The organism is Rhodanobacter sp. OR87 (assembly GCF_000473345.1).
GTDB lineage: Bacteria > Pseudomonadota > Gammaproteobacteria > Xanthomonadales > Rhodanobacteraceae > Rhodanobacter > Rhodanobacter denitrificans.
Genome location: NZ_AXBJ01000001.1, coordinates 220,682 through 237,948 on the forward strand (window position 1 = coordinate 220,682; position 17,267 = coordinate 237,948).

The 17,267-nt window shown below is 68.6% G+C and carries 17 protein-coding genes, 1 tRNA gene and 1 riboswitch; of the genes, 7 read left to right on the forward strand and 11 right to left on the reverse strand.

From position 1 onward, the window contains the following. Positions 1-29: 29 nt before the first annotated feature. From sugE to rnr, 4 genes are all read right to left on the reverse strand, one after another. Entirely contained in the window at positions 30-347 is a 318-nt protein-coding gene (sugE, locus tag RHOOR87_RS0100965; protein ID WP_007508613.1) for a quaternary ammonium compound efflux SMR transporter SugE, read from the reverse strand. A 78-nt stretch (positions 348-425) separates the two neighbouring features. Further along, the gene (locus RHOOR87_RS0100970) at positions 426-695 is read right to left on the reverse strand and encodes a hypothetical protein (RefSeq protein WP_027483971.1); all 270 of its coding nucleotides are present in this window, start codon (positions 693-695) and stop codon (positions 426-428) included. After that, complete coding sequence (gene rlmB, locus RHOOR87_RS0100975) at positions 692-1,438, reverse strand: 23S rRNA (guanosine(2251)-2'-O)-methyltransferase RlmB (RefSeq protein ID WP_027483972.1); 747 nt, start codon at positions 1,436-1,438, stop codon at positions 692-694. The genes RHOOR87_RS0100970 and rlmB overlap by 4 nt, the downstream gene beginning before the upstream one ends. Beyond that, positions 1,435-4,002, reverse strand: coding sequence for a ribonuclease R (gene rnr / locus RHOOR87_RS0100980; protein WP_043795187.1), 2,568 nt, complete (start codon positions 4,000-4,002; stop codon positions 1,435-1,437). Before rnr ends, rlmB begins: the two co-directional genes overlap by 4 nt. 258 nt (positions 4,003-4,260) lie before the next feature. Here rnr and RHOOR87_RS0100985 point away from each other — a divergent pair. After that, positions 4,261-4,347, forward strand: a tRNA-Leu gene (locus RHOOR87_RS0100985). A gap of 128 nt (positions 4,348-4,475) precedes the next feature. Here RHOOR87_RS0100985 and RHOOR87_RS0100990 read toward each other — a convergent pair. Beyond that, on the reverse strand, positions 4,476-5,342 hold the full coding sequence (locus tag RHOOR87_RS0100990) for a LysR family transcriptional regulator (protein ID WP_007508622.1): 867 nt from the start codon (positions 5,340-5,342) through the stop codon (positions 4,476-4,478). Positions 5,343-5,443: 101 nt separating this feature from the next. On the opposite strand from RHOOR87_RS0100990, the gene RHOOR87_RS0100995 reads away from it, so the two are divergent. After that, positions 5,444-6,232 carry a nuclear transport factor 2 family protein gene (locus tag RHOOR87_RS0100995; RefSeq protein ID WP_007508624.1) on the forward strand — a complete coding sequence of 263 codons (789 nt, stop codon included), beginning with the start codon at positions 5,444-5,446 and terminating at the stop codon, positions 6,230-6,232. Positions 6,233-6,264: 32 nt separating this feature from the next. Here the strand turns inward: RHOOR87_RS0100995 and RHOOR87_RS0101000 are convergent, their stop codons facing one another. Beyond that, positions 6,265-6,681 carry a VOC family protein gene (locus tag RHOOR87_RS0101000; protein ID WP_007508625.1) on the reverse strand — a complete coding sequence of 139 codons (417 nt, stop codon included), beginning with the start codon at positions 6,679-6,681 and terminating at the stop codon, positions 6,265-6,267. A 216-nt stretch (positions 6,682-6,897) separates the two neighbouring features. Continuing rightward, a riboswitch (glycine riboswitch) is annotated at positions 6,898-6,998 on the forward strand. A gap of 38 nt (positions 6,999-7,036) precedes the next feature. On the opposite strand from RHOOR87_RS0101000, the gene gcvP reads away from it, so the two are divergent. After that, positions 7,037-9,904, forward strand: coding sequence for an aminomethyl-transferring glycine dehydrogenase (gene gcvP / locus RHOOR87_RS0101005; protein ID WP_007508627.1), 2,868 nt, complete (start codon positions 7,037-7,039; stop codon positions 9,902-9,904). A gap of 72 nt (positions 9,905-9,976) precedes the next feature. Here the strand turns inward: gcvP and RHOOR87_RS0101010 are convergent, their stop codons facing one another. From RHOOR87_RS0101010 to RHOOR87_RS0101020, 3 genes are all read right to left on the reverse strand, one after another. Beyond that, complete coding sequence (locus RHOOR87_RS0101010; protein WP_007508628.1) at positions 9,977-10,378, reverse strand: hypothetical protein; 402 nt, start codon at positions 10,376-10,378, stop codon at positions 9,977-9,979. A 35-nt stretch (positions 10,379-10,413) separates the two neighbouring features. Next, complete coding sequence (locus tag RHOOR87_RS0101015) at positions 10,414-11,352, reverse strand: sensor domain-containing diguanylate cyclase (protein WP_007508630.1); 939 nt, start codon at positions 11,350-11,352, stop codon at positions 10,414-10,416. A 117-nt stretch (positions 11,353-11,469) separates the two neighbouring features. After that, a complete protein-coding gene (locus RHOOR87_RS0101020; protein WP_007508632.1) occupies positions 11,470-11,736 on the reverse strand; it encodes a hypothetical protein in 267 nt (88 codons plus the stop codon). Positions 11,737-12,201: 465 nt separating this feature from the next. On the opposite strand from RHOOR87_RS0101020, the gene RHOOR87_RS0101025 reads away from it, so the two are divergent. The 3 genes from RHOOR87_RS0101025 (at position 12,202) to RHOOR87_RS0101035 (ending at position 14,554) form a co-directional block, all read left to right on the forward strand. Beyond that, entirely contained in the window at positions 12,202-13,503 is a 1,302-nt protein-coding gene (locus tag RHOOR87_RS0101025) for a histidine kinase (protein WP_007508633.1), read from the forward strand. Continuing rightward, positions 13,500-14,270, forward strand: a complete 771-nt coding sequence (locus RHOOR87_RS0101030; protein ID WP_007508635.1) for a LytTR family DNA-binding domain-containing protein — start codon at positions 13,500-13,502, stop codon at positions 14,268-14,270. Before RHOOR87_RS0101025 ends, RHOOR87_RS0101030 begins: the two co-directional genes overlap by 4 nt. A gap of 65 nt (positions 14,271-14,335) precedes the next feature. Further along, entirely contained in the window at positions 14,336-14,554 is a 219-nt protein-coding gene (locus RHOOR87_RS0101035) for a hypothetical protein (protein ID WP_007508636.1), read from the forward strand. Positions 14,555-14,608: 54 nt separating this feature from the next. On the opposite strand, the gene RHOOR87_RS0101040 is transcribed toward RHOOR87_RS0101035, so the two are convergent. Continuing rightward, positions 14,609-15,355 carry a hypothetical protein gene (locus RHOOR87_RS0101040; RefSeq protein ID WP_007508638.1) on the reverse strand — a complete coding sequence of 249 codons (747 nt, stop codon included), beginning with the start codon at positions 15,353-15,355 and terminating at the stop codon, positions 14,609-14,611. After that, positions 15,352-15,843 carry an RNA polymerase sigma factor gene (locus RHOOR87_RS0101045; RefSeq protein WP_007508641.1) on the reverse strand — a complete coding sequence of 164 codons (492 nt, stop codon included), beginning with the start codon at positions 15,841-15,843 and terminating at the stop codon, positions 15,352-15,354. Before RHOOR87_RS0101045 ends, RHOOR87_RS0101040 begins: the two co-directional genes overlap by 4 nt. A 121-nt stretch (positions 15,844-15,964) precedes the next feature. Here RHOOR87_RS0101045 and RHOOR87_RS0101050 point away from each other — a divergent pair, with 121 nt between their 5' ends. Next, entirely contained in the window at positions 15,965-17,212 is a 1,248-nt protein-coding gene (locus tag RHOOR87_RS0101050; RefSeq protein ID WP_027483975.1) for a S8 family serine peptidase, read from the forward strand. The last annotated feature ends 55 nt before the right edge of the window (positions 17,213-17,267 follow it).

Consider the following 17,267-nt stretch of genomic DNA (forward strand, 5'->3'; position numbering starts at 1 on the left):
ACGGAAACCTGTCGGCTGGGGGCCGGCGCCTAGGCGGCGGTGAGCTTGAGGCCGACGATGCCTGTCAGGATCAGCGCCACGCACAGCAGCCGTGGCCAGGTGGCCGGATCGCCGAACAGCACGATGCCCAGCGCCACCGCACCGACCGCGCCGATGCCGGTCCAGATCGCATACGCGGTGCCGATCGGCAGCGTTTTCACCGCCAGCGCCAGCAACACGATGCTGACCGCCATCGCCGCCAGCGTGCCGGCGCTGGGCCACAGCCGGGTAAAACCTTCGGTGTACTTGAGGCCGATGGCCCAGACCACTTCGAACAAGCCGGCCAGCAGCAGATAGATCCACGCCATGATGACGCTCCCCGGTGTACTGCAGGGCCGTCCCCGCGATGGAAAAGTGCGCGGGGTCGTCCCCGCGCCGGCGAGCAGTTACGACCGCTCGCGCGTCTCGCGGCGACGCTGGATGCCGCGCACGATGCCATAGCCGCCGATCAGCAGCCAGGCCACCTGCATGATGAACGCCGCCAAGTTGAAATTGCCGAAGCCCAGCGACAGCATCACGCCGATCGCACCCAGCACGTTCATCAGCTGATAGACCAGCCCGCTGCCTTGCAGCTTGCGCTCCTGCAACAGGAAGAACGCCAGCAGCACCAGCGCCACGCCGAGGTAACCGGCCCAGTCGTACCAGAAGAAGCTCATCGCTTCGCGCTCCGCTGGCGCAAGGCCTCGAACAGCACCACGCCGGTGGCGACCGAGACGTTGAGGCTTTCCATCGTGCCCGGCATCGGGATCTTCGCCACGAAATCGCACAGCTCGCGGGTGAGCCGGCGGATGCCCTCGCCTTCGCTGCCCAGCACCAGCGCCACCGGTCCGTTGAAGTCGATGCCGTAGACGGTGGTGTCGGTATCGCCGGCCAGGCCGGTGATCCACACGCCGGCATCCTTCAGCTCGCGCAGCGTGCGCGCCAGGTTGGTCACCGCGATCAGCGGCACCCGGTCGGCGCCGCCGGCCGAGGCGCGGCGCACCACCGGAGTCAGCCCGACCGCACGGTCCTTCGGCACGATCACCGCGGTGACTTTCGCCGCCGCCGCGCTGCGCAGGCAGGCGCCGAGGTTGTGCGGATCGGTGACGCCGTCGAGCACCAGCACCAGGGTGTCGCTGCCGTCGCGCTCCAGCAGAGCCGCCAGGTCGCTCTCATGCGCCGCCGGCGCCGCCTCGAAACGCGCCACCACGCCCTGGTGTCGCGCCTCCCCGGCCAGCTTGTCCAGCTCGTCGCGCGGGCGATGCTGCACCGGAATCTTCAGTTTCTTCGCGCGCTCCGCCAGATCCAGCACGCGGGCGTTGCGCTGGCCGTGCTCGACCAGCACTTCGCGCACGCGTTCGGCGTCGTTGCTCAACGCACCTTCGACCGGGTTGATCCCGACGATCCAGCTCTCGCTCATGGCTTGCCTTTCGGTTTCGGTTTGCGGCCGCCGTGTTTCTTCGGCGCCGGCGACGCCGCCGCCGGGGCCGGTCCGCGCCTGGCCGAGCCCTCCTTGCGCGGGCGGCGGTCGGACGACGGCTCGACCCTGCGAGCCTGATGCTGGCCGCCGGCATGCTGGCGCGCTGCCGCCGGCTGTGCGCGCGGCGGAGGATTATCGCTCACCGCCGCCTTGCGCGGGGCCGGCGCCGGTGCGGCGACCTCGGCCTCCTTGCGGCCGAATGCGCGGCCGATCGCCTTGGCGGCGCGGCCGAACATGCCCGGCGCCTTGCTCGTGGCGGCAGCCTTCTTCGGCAGCGAATACCGTTCGCCCGCGGCGGCATAGTCATACGCCTTGCCGCTGCCGGTCGGCGCCGGGGCCGGCGTGCGCGGCGAGACCAGCCGGAAGTCGATCTTGCGATCCTCCAGGCTGGCGCGCAGCACCTGGATGCGCACGTGGTCGCCGAGGCGGAACTGCGCGCCGGTGCGCTCGCCCTTGAGCAGTTTGCGGGTGGCGTCGAAGTGGTAGTAGTCGTTCATCAGCTGGCTGATGTGCACCAGACCGGACACCTTCGACTCGTCCAGCTCCACGAACAGGCCGAACGAGGTGACGCCGGTGACCACGCCGTCGAACTCGCTGCCGATGTGCTTTTCCATCCACGCGCACTTGAAGCGCTCGTCCACGTCACGCTCGGCTTCCTCGGCACGGCGCTCGCGCTGCGAGCAGTGGACCGCCATCGCCGCCATCTCGGCGGGCGTGTAAGCGTAGTCGGCGGGCTTGCGGCCGGTCAGCGCGTGGCGGATCGCGCGATGCACCAGCAAGTCCGGATAGCGGCGAATCGGCGAAGTGAAATGCGCGTATGCCTGCAGCGACAGGCCGAAGTGGCCGCGGTTGTCCGGCTGGTAGGCGGCCATGCTCTGCGAGCGCAGCAGCACGCTCTGGATCAGTTCGCGCTCGGGGCGGTCGCGCACCAGCGCCAGGAGCTCGGCGAAATCCGCCGGCGTCACCTCGTCCACCGGCGGCATGCGCAGCTTGAACTCGCGCAGGAACTGCTGCAGGTCCTCGTACTTCTCCGCCGGCGGCGGCTCGTGCGCGCGGAACAGCGCGGGAATTTTCTTCTTCTCCAGGAACAGCGCCGCCTGCACGTTGGCGGCGATCATGCATTCCTCGATCAGCTTGTGCGCGTCGTTGCGCTCGGTGGCGCCCATCGACTCGACACCGCCGGTCTGGTCGAGGCGGAACTTCACCTCCGGCGTCTCGAAGTCGATCGCGCCGCGGCGCCTGCGCTGGCCGGCCATCGCCTTGTACAGCGCGTGCAGGTGCTCCAGCTGCGGCAGCACGTCGGCCACCTCGTGGCGCGCATCCTGCTCGCGCAGGCCCACCGCCTGCCACACCTTGTCGTAGGTCAGCCGCGCATGCGACAGCATCACCGCGTCGTAGAACCTCGACTTGACGACGCTGCCTTCGGCGTCGACCTGCATGTCGCAGACCATGCACAGCCGCTCGACCTTCGGGTTCAGCGAGCAGATGCCGTTGGACAGCGTCTCCGGCAGCATGGGCACCACGAAGCCGGGGAAATAGGTCGAGGTGCTGCGCTCGAACGCCTCGCGATCCAGCGCGTTGCCGACCTGCACGTAATGCGAGACGTCGGCGATCGCCACGATCAGACGCCAGCCGCCGCCACGCCTGGGCTCGGCATACACCGCGTCGTCGAAGTCGCGCGCGTCGGCGCCGTCGATCGTCACCAGCGGCAGCTTGCGCAGGTCGGTGCGGCCCTCGCGCTCGGCGGCGGTCACCGTCGATTCCACCTGCGCCGCGTCGCGCAGCACCTCGGCCGGCCAGTCGTGCGGCAGGTCGTGGCTGGCGATCGCCATCTCCACCACCAGCGACGGCTGCAGGCGTTCGCCCAGCACCGCGCGGATCTCGCCGATCGGACCGCGCTGCAGGGTCGGCGGGTCGGTGATTTCGGCCACCACGATCTGGCCGGAACGCGCGCCCAGCTCGCGGCCGGGCTTGATCATCACGTCCTGGTTCAGGCGGCGGTCGTCGGGCGTCACCAGGGTCACGCCGTCGTCGATCACCACCCGGCCCACCAGCCGCGGCGACCGGCGCTGCAACACTTCGGCGATCGCGCCCTGCCGGCGTCCGCGGCGATCGATGCCGACCACGCTGGCCAGCACGCGGTCGCCGTGCATCACCGCGCGCATCTGCTGCGGCGACAGGTACAGGTCGTCGCCGCCCTCGTCCGGGCGCAGGAAGCCGTAGCCCTCGGCATTGGCCAGCACCACGCCGGCGATCAGGTCGAGTTTCTGGGTCGGCGCGTAGCCGCCGCGCCGGCCCAGCAGCAGCTGGCCGTCGCGCACCATCGCGGCAAGCCGCTTGCGCAGCGCCTCGAGGTCGGTTTCATCATGGATATCGAGCGCCTCGGCGATGCGCGCCTCGGTCAGCAGTTCGCCGCGTTCTTCAAGCAGGGCGAGGATCGCCTCGCGGCTGGGAATCGGGCGCGCATAACGCTGCGCCTCGCGATCGGCATGGGGATCGCGCACGGCGCCTGCGGCAGCCTTGTTGCGCTTGTCGGGTGCAGCGGCGGCTCGCGGCGCCCGCTTGGCGGGCTTCTTTGCGGAACGCGAGTCCTGGGAATTGCCGGAATGGGGGGGAGTTTTTCTGGTCACTCAAGGTCCTTGTGATGTTTGCGCCGCGGAGAATGCCACGTCGCAGTGAATGGATGTGAAAAAGTGTTGACAAGCCGCCGGCAGATGCCTAAATTACGCGGCTCACGCAGCTCACCGAGCGACGTGACACCTGCCCAGGTGGCGGAATTGGTAGACGCACTAGCTTCAGGTGCTAGCGGGGGCAACTCCGTGGAGGTTCGAGTCCTCTCCTGGGCACCAATTGTAAACGAAGGCCGCCTCTCCAGGCGGCTTTCGTCTTTTCAGGGTTCAGGAAAAGATGAAAACAACGCGTCGATCTTCTCGACGCCAGTCGATGATCGGCGCGCTACTTGCGCACGCAAGCACGTTTAGTCCGCGCGGGTCGCCTCGCGGACGCGGCGTATCAACCTGGTCACGTGCGGATCGGGCTTGCCTGAGGCGCTCCATACCGCATACACGTCGTTGGGACATTTTCTGACGGTCTGCCGAGTCTCGATATCCTTGACGTGCGTAGGGCCGAGACAGGAGCTGGGCACGATCGCCACCCCATGGCCGGCTGCGACCCAGCGTACTACCTCCTCTATCTCTTCCATGTGCGCCACGCTGCGATAAGGCGGCGGCGGCTGATCGAGGCAACGCTGATACCAGCGGGCGATGAGGTAGTCGCATTCCTCATAGGTCACGAACGCACTTTCGTCCCACGGTGCCGGCGTGCGCGAGCGGACATGGCCCCGCGCGCGGATCATCACGTATTCCTCGCGATGGACTACCCGATAGGCAAGCCCGGCCATGACCGGCTTGAAATGGACGAAGCCCAGGTTCACCGCGCCTCCCAGCAGGCGATGAAAGACGTCGATGGCCACAGGAAAACTGAGCTCGACTTGCACGCCCCCAGCGGCGAGCGCCAGCAGATGTGGCACCAGGATGTTGCGCCCGAACACGCTGACCGCCGCGATACGCAACCGCGGTGCGTCCGGCTGTGCCTGCTGGAGTTCGGCCCGCAGCTGACGGTACTCGGAGAAATGCCTGTCGCAGAAATCGCGCATGCGCCGCCCGGCCAGCGTCAGCACCAGGCGTCGGCCCTGGCGCTCAAACAGGGCAACCCCGAGCGACTGCTCCAACTGTCCCAGCTGATAACTCAGCGTGGATTGACTGAGATGCAACGCCATCGCGGCGGCCGACATGGTCTGCGCCTGGCAAATGGCGTGGAATACCCGCAGATAGCGGTCGTCCATCGCTGCCTCCAATCGAATTTTTCGAAATCAATGTAACAAATATTGAATTGGACCCGATGCCGTGGGGATCGCATGCTTTTGCCACCCACTGGAGAACGCCCATGTTCAAGCTGCTCGGCCTCCTGGCTATGACCTTGATCCAGCCCCTCGATGCCACAGTCACCGACCACTCCCATATCCGGGCGATGGCCACCACGTATGTGCAGGCGCTGGAAAGCGCCCGGCCGGAATCGCTGAAGCAGGTCTTCCACGGCTCGGCGAACCTGTTCTGGGTGGACGCCAACGGACGGCTGCAATCACTGACCCAGCCGGAATGGCGCCACGCCATCGAGCAGCAGGGAGCGCAGCACGCCTTCTCGAGCGCCATCGAAGACCTGCAGGTGGATCACGATGTGGCCATGGTCAAGCTGCGCAGCGACCTCCCTGACCGTGTCTTCACCGACTACCTGCTGCTCTTGCACGCGGAAGGTCGTTGGCGCGTCGTCAACAAGACTTTTTCGATCGCCATGAAGGGCGACCATCCGCCGGCCATTTCAGCGGACGACCTCGCCGAGATCCGCACCGTACTGCAACGCAAGATCGACGCTAGCGTCGACAGCGACGGCGGACTGTTGACCATCACCCATCATCCGCGTGCGGTCTATTACACCCTGGTCGACGGGCAGATGAGCGCCGACTCCATCGCCGAAGCCATTGGCCGCTACGAGGCACGACGCCCAACCCACCCCAGGGGGCCGAACTGGCGCATCGTGTCGGTGGACCAGGCTGGCACCGCGGCGATGGCGAAACTTGATGCCACGCTGGGCGAGGCGCGCTACGTCGATTTCATCAGTTTGCTGAAGATCGATGGACGCTGGCAGATCATTAGTGCGGTCTGGGCCGATGGCTGAGGCGGGAGGTGGCGGGAATCAGGCGCCCGGCGTCACTGCGCAGCCGACGCTGCCGGCCCCTTCAACTCAACCATGTTGCCCTGCGGGTCGTACAGGTAGATCGACGGGCCCTCGCCTTTCGCGCCGTAGCGCGAGCCCAGCTCGCCGATGCGCACGCCATGTGCCTTCAGGTGCGCCAGAATCGCTGCCTCGTCGTAGTCCTCCACGCGCAGGCACAGGTGATCCATGTTGTGGCCTTCCCTGCTCGGCGCGGCGCCGCCGTGGCGGCCGAGCTTGCCGTCGATGGCCACCAGGTCGATCAGCGAGGTACCGGCACGCAGCTGCACCAGGCCGATCTCGTCCTGCCGGCGTTCTTCATGACAGCCGAGCACATCGCAGTAGAAGCGTTGCATGGCTGCGACGTCGATGGCACGCAGCACCACGTGGTCGATTTCACCGATACGGATCATGGGGCGCGGGCAGGTTGGGGGTGGGTACCCGAGCATAGCGCGGGCCGGCGACCGAGGCTCCCTGAACCCTGCCCCGCGGGCTGCAACACGCCCCGGATCCCCCTGTATAATCGCCGCGGTAAACGCATGGTGGGAGAAGCGGGCGGCCCTTGACCGGGCACGTGCCGCTGCCGAAGACGCAACGCCCGTAATCGCTCAGGCTCCCATACCATCATGTGCGAACACTCTGGAGAGACCGGTTGAATCCGGCGCCGAAGGGGCACGAAGCGCAGCCATCGCGCTTCCAAACTCTCAGGCAAAAGGACAGAGGGGCGCCCCACGTGCGGCACGGCACGTTGTCTTCGGATGCCCAGTCATGAGCCACAACCCCACTCCTTCCCTGCGCGACCTCGAACACCACGGCGCGTTCATCGAGCGCCACATCGGTCCGGACGACGCCGAGATCGCGCAGATGCTGCGCGTGATCGGCCACGATTCGCTGGAGTCGATGACCGACGCGATCGTCCCCGGCACGATCAAGTCCGCCGCCCCGCTGGCGTTGCCGGAGGCGATCACCGAAGAGGACGCGCTGGCAAAAATCCGCGCGATTGCGGACAAGAACAAAGTGTTCCGCAGCTTCATCGGCCAGGGCTACTACGGCACCCACACGCCGAACGTCATCCTGCGCAACATCCTGGAAAACCCGGCCTGGTACACCGCCTACACGCCGTACCAGGCGGAGATCTCGCAGGGCCGCATGGAGGCGCTGATCAACTTCCAGACCATGTGCGCCGACCTCACCGGGATGGAGATCGCCAACGCCTCGCTGCTGGACGAAGCCACCGCCGCGGCCGAGGCGATGACCCTGGCCAAGCGCTCGTGCAAGTCGAAGTCGAACGTGTTCTTCGTGTCCAGCGGCGTGCACCCGCAGACGCTGGAAGTGGTGCGCACGCGCGCCGAGCCGCTGGGTATCGAACTGGTGGTCGGCGCGGACAGCGATGCGGCGGGCACCCAGGCGTTCGGCGTGCTGCTGCAGTACCCGGACACCTTCGGCAGCATCAACGATTACCAGGCGATCGCCGATGCCGTGCACGCACGCGGCGGCCTGGTCGCGGTGGCCACCGACCTGCTCGCGCTAACCCTGATCGCCGCACCCGGCGAATGGGGCGCGGACATCGTGGTGGGCAACTCGCAGCGCTTCGGCGTGCCGTTCGGCTTCGGCGGCCCGCACGCCGCCTTCATGGCCTGCCGCGACGCGTACAAACGCTCGATGCCGGGCCGCCTGATCGGCGTGTCGATCGACACCGAAGGCAAGGCTGCCTACCGCCTCACCCTGCAGACGCGCGAGCAGCACATCCGCCGCGAGAAGGCCACCTCCAACATCTGCACCGCGCAGGTGCTGCTGGCGGTGATGGCGAGCATGTACGCGGTCTACCACGGCCCCAGCGGGCTCACCCGCATCGCGCGCCGCACGCATCGCCTGGCCGCGATCCTGACCGTCGCACTGCGTCGGGCCGGCGTGAAGGTGGGCGGCGATTTCTTCGACACGCTGCACGTCACCGGTATCGATGCCGCCACGGTCCATGCCAAGGCCCACGCGGCCGGCATCAACCTGCGCGAACTGGGCGCCGACAGCCTCGGCATCAGCCTGGACGAGACCACCACCCGCGCCGACGTCGTCGCACTGGCGGGCTTGTTCGGTGCCGAGCTCGACATCGACGCGCTCGATGCCGAAGTCCACGACGCGCTGCCACGCACGCTGCTGCGCAAGAGCGCCTTCCTCACCCACCCGGTGTTCAACACGCACCACAGCGAGCACGAACTGCTGCGCTACATGCGCGCGCTGGCCGACAAGGACCTGGCGATGGATCGCACGATGATCCCGCTGGGCAGCTGCACCATGAAGCTCAATGCCACCGCCGAGATGATCCCGATCACCTGGCCGGAATTCGCCAACATCCATCCGCTGGCGCCGGCCACGCAGGCGCAGGGCTACAAGGAACTGATCGACGGCCTGGAAGCGATGCTGGTCGAATGTACCGGCTACGACGCGGTGAGCCTGCAGCCGAACTCCGGCGCGCAGGGCGAGTACGCCGGCCTGCTGGCGATCCGCGCGTATCACCGCTCGCGCGGCGACGCGCACCGCGACATCTGCCTGATCCCCGAATCCGCCCACGGCACCAACCCGGCCTCCGCCCACCTGTGCGGCATGACGGTGGTGGTGACCAAGTGCGACGCCAACGGCAACGTCGACGTCGAGGACATCCGTCGCGCCGCCGAGAAATATTCGGATCGTCTCGCCGCGCTGATGATCACCTACCCGTCCACGCATGGCGTGTTCGAGGAAGACATCGTGGCGATCTGCGAGATCGTGCACGCGCACGGCGGCCAGGTGTACACCGACGGCGCCAACATGAACGCACTGGTCGGCGTGGCCAAGCCCGGCAAGTGGGGCTCGGACGTGTCGCACCTGAACCTGCACAAGACCTTCTGCATCCCGCACGGCGGCGGCGGCCCCGGTGTCGGCCCGTGCGCGGTGAAGTCGCACCTTGCCCCGTTCCTGCCGAAGAAGCTCGGCGAGGGCCGCGCCGCAGGCATGGTCAGCGCCGCCACGTTCGGCAGCGCCAGCATCCTGCCGATCAGCTGGATGTACATCGCCATGATGGGCCAGCAGGGCCTGCGCAAGGCCACCCAGGTCGCCTTGCTCAACGCCAACTACATCGCCAAGCGGCTGGCGGCGCACTACCCCACGCTGTACACCGGCCGCAACGGGCTAGTGGCGCACGAGTGCATCCTCGACCTGCGCCCGCTCAAGGACGCCACCGGCATCGGCGCCGAGGACGTGGCCAAACGGCTGATCGACTTCGGCTTCCACGCACCGACGCTGAGCTTCCCGGTGTCCGGCACCTTGATGGTGGAACCGACCGAAAGCGAGTCGCAAGTCGAGCTGGACCGCTTCATCGACGCGATGATCCAGATCCACGACGAGATCCGTGCGATCGAGGAAGGCAAGCTGGACCGCGAGGACAACCCGCTGAAGAACGCCCCGCACACCGCCACCATGGTCAGCGCCAGCGAGTGGACCCACGCCTACCCGCGCGAACTGGCCGCCTTCCCGCTGGCCAGCCTGAAGCTGCAGAAGTACTGGCCGCCGGTGGCCCGCGTCGACAACGTTTACGGCGACAAGCACATCCAGTGCGCGTGCATCCCGGTGGATGCGTACAAGGAAGAAGCCGAGGCATAGCCATCCGCGCTTCGGCGCGGCACGAAAAGGCCCCGCCTGCGGGGCCTTTTCGTTTTCCGCGGCGCGCCGGCGTCAGTCGCCCGCCGACATGCTCATCTCGAACGAGGTGTAGAACGGCGCCCGCGGCGGGACGAACAGCGAGAGCGTGCCCAGCTGCTTTTCGAAACAGACGGCGAAATCAGAGTTGCCCTCGCGCCATGTCGCGACGATCTTGCCGGCCGCGTCCAACTCCACCACGACCACGAACGGGGGCATGCCCGCCGGCCCCATGGCCCGTTCACACAGCGGGACGATCCGGTCGATGGCCGCCCCCTGCGATGCGAGAAGCGCACCCGACTGGGCCTTCGACACGGATGCCTCGTCACGATCGGCCAACGCCTTGGCACCGGCGTAGGACTGGGCCGCTGCAAAAACCGGCAGCACCGAAACGGCGAGCGCCGCGAAAAAGATGATCCTGCGCATGTCGATCTCCATGGGCACGCCTTCGCGAGATGTCGGAACGCCCGGGGTTACCCTGCCACGATGCGGTTGCGGCCCTGCTGCTTGGCCTGGTACAGCCGCTTGTCCACCATGTCGATGAATGCCCGCAACTCGTCGTCGTGGCCCGGGATCGCGCTGCCCACGCCGACGCTGATCGTCAGTATGGGGCCGATCGGGGACCACTCGTGCGGGATCTGCTCGGCCAAGATCAGCTCGTGGCAGCGCTCGGCCAGCTTGTGCGCGGCGGCCTGGTCGGTTTCCGGCAGCACCAGCACGAACTCCTCGCCGCCGAAGCGGGCCGGCAGGTCGCGCGCGCGCGTGGCCGCCGACCCCAGCACCCGCGCCACGTGCTTCAGGCAGGCGTCGCCCTCCAGGTGGCCGTAGCGGTCGTTGTACTGCTTGAAATAGTCGATGTCGATCATCAGCAGCGACAGCGGCTGCCGGTTGCGCCGCGCATTGCTCCATTCGAGCTCGATGACCGCGTCGAAGCGCCGCCGGTTGGCGACCCCGGTCAGGCCGTCGCGGAAGGAAAGCTCCTCCATCTCCTTCTGCAGGCTGACCAGCTGCTGCTCGGTGCGCTTGCGCTCGCTGATGTCGAACATGAAGCCGATCAGCGAATCGACCGTGCCGTCGGGCCGGCGCACCACGTGCACCACGTCGCGGATCCACACGTAGTGGCCGTCGCGGGTCAGCGCGCGATAGTCGGCCTCGTGGTCCACCCCCGCCTGCGACTGCGCCACGCAGAAATCCACCACCCACTCGCGGTCTTCCGGGTGCATGCGGCTGGCCCAGTCGCCCACGCTCTCCCAGCTCGACGGCGCCCAGCCCAGCAGCGCCTCGATCTGCGGCCCGATGTAGGCGAACTGCTTGCTGTCCCAGTCGATCTTCCACGGGATCGCCCGGGTCGATTCCAGCAGCGTCTTGTAGACGGCGCTGTCGGACTCCAGCCTGTTTTCGATAGCCACCATCTCGCCGCCCCGTAAACTTGCGGCCTGCACAACGCCTGGCCCGCGCCAAATATATATCAGGCCATCGGCGCGTCAGACGGGCGGCGCGTGCGTCGCCACCGGATACCGTGCGGCGACCTACTCTTCCGGCTCGGGCTGCATCTTCGCCAGCACTTCCTCCAGATCGGCAATCGTCTTTTCCAGCGCCTCGTGCAACTGCCCCTGGCGGTCCATCAGGTCGGCGAGCTTGTCCGCCTGCCCGAGCCTGGACAATTCGCCGTCGAACAGCAGCCACGCCGCGGTCAACGCTTCCACGTTGTTCTTCGAGTAATGTCGCATCTCCTTGAGCTGCGCCACCGTGTCGACGACGTGGTCGGCCGGCTTCTTGGCATTTTCATCGGACATGGATGGTTCCTCCTGGCGAGACGGGGCGGCCATTCGATGGTTTTCGGCGACGCCGGCCAGCGCCGGGCGCAACCCGACGTACCCGGCCGTTCGTCCCGACGGTAGCGGCGCGGCTGCGAAGTACGGGTCAACGTCCCGCTCGTGACCCGTTGTCCGCCACGATGGCGGGAACGACGCGCGACGGCTGGCCGCCCTGCATGCGCACCATGTCTCGCCACCGGGCCGCCACCACCGCACGGCCACCGCAGCCAGCGCGGCGCCCGGCACGAACCGGCGACATGAGACACGGCGGCGCGCGGCGTCCATGCGGCGCCGCCCGCAGGCATCGCCAGTGACATGACCGGCATGGCCGCAGGTCATGTCGAACCGACGCGCTGCCTGCGCTTCATGCGGCGTTTCCGCCGTTCCATGCCTTTCGCTTCCGCCTTGGTCGCACGGCCCGCAAAAGGCGCAGGATTGGCGGCTATGCTCGCTTCCCAACGCTTCACCATTGGGGACATCGACGTGATCAAGGGCTTCTTCTTCGTGGCGCGCCTGGTCGTCGCCTGGCTGCTGGCGCTGACCTTCGTTTTCACCCTGATGGCCAACAGCGGCCCGTTCCGCAGCATGCAACCGCTGCCGGAAATCATCGTCGCCGTGGTGCTGGCACTGGTGGTCACCGGTGCGTTCTCCCACCTGCGGCGCGTGCGCCTGATCGCCGGGCAGGTGAACCTGGACACGCTGGGCAACCGCCAGCGCCGCCAGATCGAGCTGCCGTTCGAGGCCGGCGAAGCGTTCGACATGCTGGACGCGGCGATCCGCGAACTGCCCCACACCGAGGAAATCGAGAGCGCCCGCGACAGCCTGCAGGTGCGCGCCAAGGTGCGCCATCCCAGTCCCTACGGCCGCGCCGTACTCGGCTGGCTCAACCCGTTCAGCTGGCTGGGCAGCCGGCGCAACCAGATCTTCGCCACGGTAACGCCCAGCGACGGCACCGGCAGCGTCACCCTGGTATGCGAACCGGAAAGCGGCGCGTGGACCGACTGGTTCCGCGTGGACGACGGCACCAACCTGGTCAACGCCGAGGCGATCTCCCGCGCCCTCGCCCGCCGCGTGGCCGAATGTCGCCGCCGCGAACAGCAGGCCGCCACCCAGGCCGCCACCGACAAGGAACTGGCGCAGGCCAGGCTCAACCTGCTGCACGCGCAGGTGGAGCCGCACTTCCTCTACAACACGCTGGCCAGCGCGCAGTACCTCACGCGCAGCGAGCCGGCGCAGGCCGACCGCATGCTCGGTCACCTCATCCAGTACCTGCGCCACTCGCTGCCAAGTGCGGAGGAAACGCTGTCCACGCTCGGCGAAGAGCTGGAGCGCGCCCGCGCCTACCTCGAAATCCTGAAGATCCGCATGGGCGCGCGACTGGAGCTGAGGATCGAAGTGCCCGACGCGCTGCGTGCCGTCACGCTACCGCCGATGATGCTGCAGACCCTGGTGGAGAACGCGATCAAGCACGGACTGGAACCCAAGCCCGGCGGCGGCACGGTGTGGATCCTCGCCCGCCGCGACGGCGACAGCGTGGCGGTCACGGTGGCCGACGACGGCCAGGGCTTCGGCGCGGCCGGCGGTGGCACCGGCATCGGTCTGAAGAACGTGCGCGAACGCCTGCAGCTCGTGTACGGCCCGCGCGCCTCGCTGGCCGTGGTGGCCAACGTGCCGGAAGGTGTGGCCGCCACGCTCACCGTGCCAGCGCAACAGATGGCACTGATCGCCGCGGAGCCGCGCCCATGAGCCGGGCTGTGATCGCCGAGGACGAGCCGCTGCTGCGCGATGCACTGCGCCGCCTGCTCAGCGAGGTGTGGCCGGAACTGGACGTGGTCGCCGACTGTGAGAACGGCGCCGACGCGCTCGACGCGATCGCCGCGCAGCAACCGGACGTGGCCTTCCTCGATATCCGCATGCCCGGTCTGAGCGGCCTGGAAGTGGCCGCGGCGGCGTCCGAAGCCAGCCCCGCCACGCAGGTGGTATTCACCACCGCCTACGATCAGTACGCCATCGACGCCTTCGAGCGCGGCGCGATCGACTACCTGCTCAAGCCCATCGTCGTCGAGCGCCTGGCCGCCACCGTCGAACGGCTGAAGCGCCGCGCCAGCGCCGGCCAGACCGCGCGCGGCGACCTCGCCCTGCTGCTGCGCGAGCTGGCGCAAGGCGGCGCGCAGACCGGTGCCGCGCCGCCGCTCACCTGGATCACCGCAGGCACCGGCCGCGAGACGCGGCTCATCATGGTGGACGACGTCGCCTACTTCCGCGCCGACCACAAGTACACCGTGGCGATGACCGCCGACGGCGAAGCATTGCTGCGCAAGCCGATCCGCGAACTGCTGGAGCAGCTCGACCCGGCCGTGTTCAAGCAGATCCACCGCTCCACCATAGTCAACCTGAAAGCGATTGCCTCCATCGTCCGCGACGACAGCGGCAAGGGCACCGTGCGTCTCAGACAACGCCCCGAAACCCTCACCGTGAGCCAGCCCTTCATGGCGCTGTTCCGCAACATGTAAGCCCGCGTGCGGCTCGTCATGCACGAGCTGCGCGACCCCAAACCGACCACCTCGGAAAACCCATCATGCTGAAGCTGACGATTGCCGGCCTGGCCGGCCTGTGCCTTGCCGCCTGTGCCTCGCAACCCATCGACCGCGACGCGCAGCACCTGCATGCCGAGCGCAACTGCAGGGTCCGTGCCGCCGTTTCCCCGGCGTATGCGCTGGACAGCACCGGCGTCGGCCTTCGCAACGTCGCGTTCGGCCGCTGCATGCGCGAGGCCGATTCCGTCAGAGGGCGTTGAGCCGCGACGCGTCGCCGCCATGGCAGCACAGGTGCGCCGCGATGCCCCGCGCCTTCAGCGCCAGCCTGCCGCGCGTGCGGCGCGCTCCTGCTGCGCGTCGAAGACATTGCCGCGCAAGCGGGCATCGACCGCGGCCTGCACCGCGGGCGGCAGGCTGCTCGCCGCCTGGCGCAACTCGCCGCCTTCGGCCGGAACCGACGGACCCAGCACGGGCAGCGCCCAGCCTGCCGTCGCGCGACAGGCCAAGCCGGCGCGCGCCGGCGGCGTGCGGACGGTGAAGGTGCGGCAGACCTGCCCGTCGGCAGCGCGGAAACTCAGGCCGATCGCGACCGGGGCATGCGCATCCGGCTCGCTCGCCAGCGCCTGGTCGAGCGCCTGGCCGAGGACGCCGGTAGCATAGGGCTCGCCGTTCCGCATGCGTACCAGTTCATTGCCGGCGTGCCACCACCACAGGCCGACGGCAAGCAGGGTGATCGACGCCGCCAGCGCGGCACCCGGCATCAACCAGCGGCGAGGCGCACGGCGGCGGGTGGCATCCGCGCCACGGCCGCCCGCCAGCAGCGTGAGCGGAGCCGTCGGCGTGGCCTGCGGCTGCAGCCGGGCGGACAGGCGCGCGGGAACCGGTTCGTCCAGCACCGGGTCGAACGCGGCATGCAGCTGCGCATTCAGCGCCTGCATCTGCCTGACGCGGCGGGCCAGCACATCGTCCTGCACCAGCGCGGCGTCGATGCGCGCGACGCCGGCCGCGTCGAGTTCGCCGTCCACGTAAGCCTGCAAGGTGTCGTCGTCGATCGGGTTCATGCGTCTTTCCCAAGATGGGCCTGCAAGGTGGCGCGGGCGCGGGCCAGGCGGCTGGTGACGGTGCCCACCGGCACCTCCAGCAGCTCGGCGGCCTCGCCGTAGGACATGCCCTCGACCAGCACCAGGGCCACCACTTCGCGATGGTCCGGCGGCAACGCCGCCAGCGCCATCGCCAGTTCCAGCTGCTGCGCGGGCTGTGCGCTGGCGCGGTCGGCGGCCATCTCGCCGGCCTCCTCGGGCGCGAACAGATGCTGCGTCCTGCCGCGTGCGCGCAACTCGTCGCGCCAAGCGTTGCGCGCGATCGCGAACACCCACTTGTCCAGCGCGGCATCCGGCCGCCACTGCGCGGCGCGGGCCAGTGCACGTTCCAGCACGATCTGCACCAGGTCATCGGCGTCGGCGACCTGCCCTGCCAGCGCCCGCGCCAGGCGGCGCAGGCGCGGCAACAGCGGGATCAGTCCTTCGCGCACGGCGTCGCTCGCATTCACGCATCACCTTCCATTACGTCCGGAGGGGAGGATTCCTTCCCTCGCGCGCATCGGCGCAGTTCGAGGGCGTAAAGCAGGCCCATGCTAGCATCCGCCCCCGTTGCTCCCGAGGCCGTTGGCCATGCCCTTGCGCCGTCCATTCGCCACGCTCGTTCCGTTGCTGGCCATCGCGCTTGCCATGGTGAGCGCGACGCCGGCACAGGCACAGGTGCTCGGTCCGGTGCAGGGTCTGCCGAACGTACAGGTCCCTGGCGTGGGCCTGCCCGGCATGGTTCCCGCCTCGCCCCTGCGCAGCGTGGACGATCTGTTGCGCGGGCCACTGGCCCTCACGCGAAAACTGCAGATCGACGCGCTGCGACGCAGCGAGCCGCGGCGCGTCGACGTCGATCCCCACGGCGCACCGATCCTGCGCGGCGAATTTCTCGCGATGGGCCTGTCGACCGCGCAACGCGACGCTGTGCAGGCGAGCGGTTTCGTGGTGGATCGCGAGACGCCGGCGGACGCGACGCTGGGCCTGGACTTCGTGGTGCTGCACGACACCCACAACCGCAGTACGGCCAGAGCCAGGCGCGCCTTGCAGCGGGCCGCACCGGACGCGACCTTCACCTACCAGCACCTCTACCTGCCCGCGGGCCATGGCGACGTGGCTCGCGCGACCAACTCGGCGCCCCCGTCGTCCAGCGCACCGACGCGACGCGTGGGCCTGGTCGATGGCGGCGTCGACCCGCGCGATCCCGCGCTGGCACACGCACGCATCGAACCGCATGGCTGCCAGACGGCCACCGCATCGCGACACGGCACCGCGGTCGCCGCCCGCCTCGTCGCCGGCGACCCGGACACGCTGTACGCCGCCGACCTGTGGTGCGGCGACGCGGTCGGCGGCGCCACCTCGAACCTCGTCGACGCGCTGGCATGGATGGCGCGCGAGCACGTGGCGGTGATCAACATCAGCCTGGTCGGCCCCGACAACCCGGTGCTCGCGCGCGCGGTGCAGGCGATGATCGCGCGCGGCCACGTGCTGGTCAGCGCGGTCGGCAACGACGGTCCCGCGGCACCGCCGCTGTTTCCCGCGTCCTACCCCGGCGTGATCGGCGTCGGCGGTGTCGACGCGCACGACCGCGCGCTGCCCGAATCCGGCAGCGGCGACCAGGTGGATTTCTGCGCATCCGGCGTGCTCGGCAGCGGCCGCAACGCGCTGCGCGGCACCTCGTTCGCGGCGCCGATCGTGGCGCGAAAAGCCGCCCAGCTGCTGGACGCCCCCCACGCGGGCGCCGCGGCGCAGGTGCAGCAGCAACTGATCGGCGAGGCCCGCCCGCTGGGCGCCCCGGGCCACGACCCGCGCTACGGCTACGGCCTGTTGTCGCCCTGAACCTGAACAAAACCCGACCGCAACCCGCCGCGATGGAAGGATCGTCCTGGCACCG